At 54.9% G+C, this 6,011-nt stretch carries 7 protein-coding genes and 1 tRNA gene; 6 read left to right on the top strand and 2 right to left on the bottom strand.

Annotated features, from left to right (window positions below; genetic code table 11):
* Nucleotides 1–105: 105 nt before the first annotated feature.
* Both HCH49_RS13295 and rsmC read right to left on the bottom strand, forming a co-directional pair.
* Nucleotides 106–192 (bottom strand) — tRNA-Leu (locus tag HCH49_RS13295).
* A gap of 172 nt (nt 193–364) precedes the next feature.
* The gene (rsmC, locus tag HCH49_RS13290) at nt 365–1,393 is read right to left on the bottom strand and encodes a 16S rRNA (guanine(1207)-N(2))-methyltransferase RsmC (protein ID WP_029740018.1); all 1,029 of its coding nucleotides are present in this window, start codon (nt 1,391–1,393) and stop codon (nt 365–367) included.
* 102 nt (nt 1,394–1,495) lie between these two features.
* Between rsmC and HCH49_RS13285 the strand changes: the two genes are divergently transcribed.
* The 6 genes from HCH49_RS13285 to HCH49_RS13260 all read left to right on the top strand — a co-directional run bounded on the left by HCH49_RS13285 (nt 1,496) and on the right by HCH49_RS13260 (nt 5,906).
* Nucleotides 1,496–1,909 carry a DNA polymerase III subunit psi gene (locus HCH49_RS13285; protein WP_221702800.1) on the top strand — a complete coding sequence of 138 codons (414 nt, stop codon included), beginning with the start codon at nt 1,496–1,498 and terminating at the stop codon, nt 1,907–1,909.
* Nucleotides 1,878–2,321, top strand: coding sequence for a ribosomal protein S18-alanine N-acetyltransferase (rimI, locus tag HCH49_RS13280; protein WP_033144573.1), 444 nt, complete (start codon nt 1,878–1,880; stop codon nt 2,319–2,321). Before HCH49_RS13285 ends, rimI begins: the two co-directional genes overlap by 32 nt.
* A gap of 20 nt (nt 2,322–2,341) precedes the next feature.
* On the top strand, nt 2,342–3,019 hold the full coding sequence (gene yjjG / locus HCH49_RS13275) for a pyrimidine 5'-nucleotidase (protein WP_039260913.1): 678 nt from the start codon (nt 2,342–2,344) through the stop codon (nt 3,017–3,019).
* A gap of 91 nt (nt 3,020–3,110) precedes the next feature.
* Nucleotides 3,111–4,700 (top strand): peptide chain release factor 3, encoded by a 1,590-nt coding sequence (gene prfC / locus HCH49_RS13270; RefSeq protein WP_221702799.1) that lies wholly within the window; start codon nt 3,111–3,113, stop codon nt 4,698–4,700.
* A 299-nt stretch (nt 4,701–4,999) separates the two neighbouring features.
* The gene (gene osmY / locus HCH49_RS13265; RefSeq protein WP_069303640.1) at nt 5,000–5,617 is read left to right on the top strand and encodes a molecular chaperone OsmY; all 618 of its coding nucleotides are present in this window, start codon (nt 5,000–5,002) and stop codon (nt 5,615–5,617) included.
* A 127-nt stretch (nt 5,618–5,744) separates the two neighbouring features.
* Nucleotides 5,745–5,906, top strand: a complete 162-nt coding sequence (locus HCH49_RS13260) for a DUF1328 domain-containing protein (protein WP_003856556.1) — start codon at nt 5,745–5,747, stop codon at nt 5,904–5,906.
* Nucleotides 5,907–6,011: the final 105 nt, after the last annotated feature.

The raw sequence follows: 6,011 nt of genomic DNA, 5'->3' as shown, positions 1-6,011 counted from the left end.
GGGGGGACTCGAACCCCCACATCCGTAAGGACACTAACACCTGAAGCTAGCGCGTCTACCAATTCCGCCACCTTCGCCCAGTGCGAGCAATATCATTGTGATTTATGGTGCGAGGGGGGGGACTCGAACCCCCACATCCGTAAGGACACTAACACCTGAAGCTAGCGCGTCTACCAATTCCGCCACCTTCGCATACCATCGATACTGTAAAAGTATCGTAACCACGGAGGCGCATTCTAGATGTTTTCAGCTTTACGTCAACAGAAAAGTGCGCGCGACGCCTTGATTGCTGCAAAAATGGCCGATGCAGGCGCTATGCGGAGCCGGATGGCGCTTGCGCTTATCCGGCCTGCTGGAGCGGAGATTACTTTTTGGCCTGGCGCGTCATGACGGTACGGTAGACCTTAAAGCGGCCGGTCTGGGCGATCACTTCGTGGAAGCCGAAGGTTTCGTCCAGCACTTTCGGGTACGCCAGGAAGGCGTTCGCGACAATACGCAGCTCGCCGCCGCTGTTCAGATGACGGGTTGCGCCGCGGATCAGCGTTTGCGCCGCTTCCAGGCTGGTCTCCATGCCGTCGTGGAACGGCGGGTTGGAGATAATCATGTCGAAGCGACCGGTGACGTCGGAGAAGACGTTGCTGGCAATCACCTCGCCTTCAATGCCGTTTGCGGCAAGCGTTGCGCGGCTGGCTTCAACCGCCGGGGCGCTCACGTCACAGAGGGTTAAGCGCACTTTGGGTGAATGGCTGGCGAGCACGGTAGAGAGCACGCCCGCGCCGCAGCCCACGTCCAGCACTTTGCCTTTGGTGTGCGGCGTCAGGGTGGAGAGCAGCAGCTTGCTGCCCGTATCCAGCGCGTCGCGGCTGAATACGCCCGGCAGGGTTTTGATGGTCAGGCCGTCAAGCTGGTACTCGTCCCAGTATGCCTGTGGATCGAACGTTGTCTGTTTTTCCAGACGGCCATGATACAGACCACAGCGGCGTGCACTGTCGACTTTATTCAGCGGCGCGTAGCCTTCCAGCATCTGTTCAGCGCTACGCACGCCGCTGCGGTTCTCACCCACCACGAAAATATCGCAGCCTACCGGCAGCAGGGAGAGCAGGTTCATCAGCTGAAACTGGGCTTCAGGCTTGTTCTTCGGCCAGTAGTAGATCAGCGTATCGCAGTCGGCGATATCGCTCTGCTCCGCCACCAGGCTAAAGCGCGCGCGCTCGCCCATCTGGCGGCTCAGCACCTGCCAGTGGTGGTAGTATTGGGTGTGGGCACGGCTTTCAGCACAGTCGAAACGCGCAGGCAGGTCATCCTGCATATCTCCGGCAAACAGAATACGGCTTTCTTCGAAATCATCACTGTGACGCAGCAAGACTTCACTTGCCGGGGTAAATGCAGACATGAATTGTTCCTCAATAAACTCAGGCGGGGATTATAGTAGGTAGATGGCGCACTTTCGACACATTTGCTATATTTGCGCGCCTGAGAGACAGGAGTTTTCCCTATGACATCCCGACGAGACTGGCAGTTGCAGCAGCTGGGCATTACCCCGTGGGCTTTGCGTCGCCCGACGGCGTTGCAGGGCGAAATCGCCATTTCCATCCCTGCGCACGTACGCCTGGTGATGGTGGCGGAAGAACTGCCTGCCCTGAATGAACCCCTGATCGATGATGTCCTTCGCAGCCTGAAGATGACGGCCGACCAGGTTTTACAGCTGACGCCAGAGCGTGTCGCGATGCTTCCTCCTGATAGCCGCTGTAACAGCTGGCGTATCGGAGAGACAAACGAGATCCCCCTCCAGGGGAGCCAGATCTGCTCGCCAGCGCTGGACGAACTGAAAGCCAACCCAAAAGCGCGCAGCGCGCTATGGCAACAAATCTGCGAATATGAACACGATTTCTTCCCTCACGACGCCTGACCTGACCACAGCGTTTGCGATTGAAACACGCGCCCACGCCTTTCCGTGGAGCGAAAAAACCTTCGCCAGCAATCAGGGCGAACGGTATCTGAACTTCCGTCTGGACGTTGACGGCACCATGGCCGCCTTCGCGATCACGCAGGTTGTTCTTGATGAAGCGACGCTGTTTAATATTGCGGTTGATCCCGCGTTCCAGCGCCGTGGGCTGGGAAGAGAACTGCTCGAGCACCTCATTCGTGAGCTCGAAACCCGTGACGTTTTCACCCTTTGGCTGGAGGTGCGCGCGTCGAATGTCGCCGCCATCGCGCTCTATGAAAGCTTAGGCTTTAACGAGGCGACAGTCCGCCGTAACTACTACCCCACCGCAGAGGGACGTGAAGACGCCATCATAATGGCTCTGCCGATTGGATAATAAAAAATAAGGTTGTAACGATGAAATGGGACTGGATTTTCTTTGATGCCGACGAAACGCTGTTTACGTTCGATTCGTTCGGCGGCCTGCAGCGGATGTTTCTCGACTATAGCGTGACCTTCACCGCTGAAGATTTTCAGGACTATCAGGCGGTAAACAAGCCGCTGTGGGTGGATTACCAGAACGGTGCCATCACCGCGTTACAGCTTCAGCACCAGCGCTTTGACGTTTGGGCGGAACGCTTAAAGGTCAGTCCGGGGACGCTGAATGATGCCTTCCTGAACGCGATGGCCGATATCTGTGCGCCACTGCCGGGTGCGGTTTCCCTGCTGAATGCGTTAAAAGGCAAGGTGAAACTGGGGATCATCACCAACGGTTTTACCGCCCTGCAGCAGATCCGCCTCGAGCGCACCGGCCTGCGCGATCATTTCGACGCGCTGGTGATCTCCGAAGAGGTGGGCGTACCTAAACCGGATCCGCGTATTTTCGATTATGCGCTGGCGCAGGCCGGTCATCCTGACCGCGATCGCGTCCTGATGGTGGGTGATACGGCAGAGTCAGATATCCTGGGCGGCATGAAGTCAGGTTTGTCGACCGTCTGGCTCAACGCGCATGGCCGCGTGAAGCCTGAAGGCATCGAGCCGACCTGGACCGTGACGTCGTTGAACGAACTGGAGCAACTCCTGTGTAAACAATGATTGCCTGCCCCCCATTGATGGGTAAAATAGCCGCAATTTTGTATTCCATGATGCGTGGCGTGCTGCCGCGCTTATAAAAGAAGATTTAATTATGACGTTGTCTCCTTATCTGCAAGAGGTGGCCAAGCGCCGCACTTTTGCCATTATCTCGCATCCGGATGCCGGTAAAACGACCATCACTGAGAAGGTGTTGCTGTTCGGACAGGCGATCCAGACTGCGGGTACCGTTAAAGGCCGTGGCTCCAGCCAGCATGCAAAATCTGACTGGATGGAGATGGAAAAGCAGCGTGGTATTTCGATTACCACCTCCGTGATGCAGTTCCCGTATCACGACTGCCTCGTGAACCTGCTGGACACCCCGGGCCACGAAGACTTCTCCGAAGATACCTACCGTACCCTGACGGCGGTGGACTGCTGTCTGATGGTGATCGACGCCGCCAAAGGTGTAGAAGACCGGACCCGTAAGCTGATGGAAGTTACCCGTCTGCGCGATACGCCGATCCTCACCTTTATGAACAAACTCGACCGTGACATCCGTGACCCGATGGAGGTGATGGACGAAGTGGAAAGCGAGCTGAAAATCGCCTGTGCGCCCATCACCTGGCCAATTGGCTGCGGTAAGCTGTTCAAAGGGGTGTATCACCTCTATAAAGACGAAACCTACCTGTATCAGACCGGTAAAGGCCACACCATTCAGGAAGTTCGCGTGGTGAAAGGTCTGGATAACCCTGAGCTGGACGTGGCAGTCGGCGAAGAGCTGGCCGCGCAGCTGCGCGACGAACTGGAACTGGTGAAGGGGGCGTCTCACGAGTTCGACAAAGAGCTGTTCCTGAGCGGTGAAATCACCCCGGTCTTCTTCGGTACCGCGCTGGGTAACTTCGGCGTTGACCACATGCTGGACGGTCTGGTGGAGTGGGCGCCGCGTCCGATGCCGCGTAAAACCGACACCCGTGAAGTGGAAGCGCAGGAAGAGAAATTCACCGGCTTCGTGTTCAAAATTCAGGCCAACATGGACCCAAAACACCGCGACCGCGTGGCGTTTATGCGCGTGGTGTCCGGTAAGTATGAAAAGGGCATGAAGCTGCGCCAGGTGCGTATCGGTAAAGATGTGGTGATTTCCGACGCCCTGACCTTTATGGCGGGTGACCGTTCGCACGTTGAAGAGGCGTATCCGGGCGACATCATCGGTCTGCACAACCACGGCACGATTCAGATCGGCGATACCTTCACCCAGGGTGAAATGATGAAGTTCACCGGTATTCCGAACTTCGCACCGGAGCTGTTCCGTCGTATCCGTCTGCGCGATCCGCTGAAGCAGAAACAGCTGCTGAAAGGCCTGGTTCAGCTCTCCGAAGAGGGCGCCGTGCAGGTGTTCCGCCCAATCGCGAACAACGATCTGATCGTGGGCGCGGTCGGCGTGCTGCAGTTCGACGTGGTTGTTGCGCGTCTGAAGAGCGAGTACAACGTGGAAGCGATTTACGAGTCTGTGAACGTCGCGACCGCGCGCTGGGTTGAGTGTTCTGACGTGAAGAAATTCGAAGAATTTAAGCGTAAGAACGAAATTCAGCTGGCGCTGGATGGCGGCGATAACCTGACCTATATCGCGCCAACCATGGTGAACCTGAACCTGACGCAGGAACGTTACCCTGACGTTCAGTTCCGTAAAACCCGCGAGCACTAATCCCCTCTCAGAGCACGGCTCCCGCCGTGCTCTTCTTTAATTCCTGTCTTATTAATCCCTTGCGGAATGTTCTTAATTCAACGCAATTTCACGCTATTCGCGCGTTTTTTACCCAATTCTGAAAGCGGCTCTGTGAGAGTGATCTATATTTAACTCAGTGTTTAACACCGGGCGTGGATAAATTAACTGTTCAATGCATGACTTTAGGTTATCCATTTTACCCGTGTGTTTATTCGCAATATATAAAACTACTAAGGAAGTATGTAGCCCGAATAACGGGTAAACACAGGAATAGATCGATGAATATGACAAGACTGAAGATTTCGAAAACTCTGCTGGCTGTAACCCTGGGTAGCGTTCTGATGAGCGGTTCCGCTCTGGCGGAAAGCAGCACAATGGATAAAGCCCAGTCCACGGCCGATACCGCAGGGCAAAAAATCGATAGCTCTATGAATAAAGTCGGCAACTTCATGGACGACAGCTCAATCACAGCAAAAGTGAAAGCCGCACTGGTGGATGATGAAGCCATCAAAAGTACCGATATTTCCGTGAAGACCGACAAGAAAGTGGTCACGCTGAGCGGCTTCGTGGAAAGCCAGGCTCAGGCCGAACAGGCGGTGAAAGTCGCGAAAGGCGTTGAAGGCGTTGCGTCCGTCAGCGATAAGCTGCACGTACGTGACGGTAAAAACGCGTCGGTGAAAGGTTATGCCGGTGATGCCGCTACTACCAGCGAAATCAAAGCTAAACTTTTAGCAGATGACATCGTGCCGTCCCGTAAGGTGAAAGTGGAAACTACCGATGGTGTGGTTCAGCTTTCCGGTACGGTAGATTCGCAGGCGCAAAGTGAACGCGCCGAGTCCATCGCGAAGGCGATTGACGGTGTGAAAAGTGTTAAAAACGATCTGAAAACGAAGTAAATCTGGACCATTCGCCCGTCTGGTTAAAACCTGCGGGCGAAATAAGAACGACTCTGGAAAAACGCCGGTGAGTGACCTGAGCGCTCACGTTTAGCGGCCGACATTAACTATGGTAAAGGAGAAGCTTATGTTTCGTTGGGGCATTATATTTCTGGTTATCGCGTTAATTGCCGCCGCATTGGGCTTTGGTGGACTGGCAGGTACAGCGGCATGGGCAGCTAAAATTGTCTTCGTTGTGGGTATTATTCTGTTCCTGGTCAGCCTGTTTACGGGTCGTAGACGTCCGTAGCAAACGCAATATTCCTTCAACAAAAAAAAGCCAGTCACTGCGACTGGCTTTTTCTTATTTGCGTAACAGGTCGGGTGCGTTACTGTGGTGTTATAAAATAATCAA

It is taken from the genome of Enterobacter sp. Y17 (assembly GCF_019730495.1).
Taxonomy (GTDB): Bacteria; Pseudomonadota; Gammaproteobacteria; order Enterobacterales; family Enterobacteriaceae; genus Enterobacter; species Enterobacter asburiae_B.
This window is presented reverse-complemented; position numbering and strand designations above follow the sequence as displayed.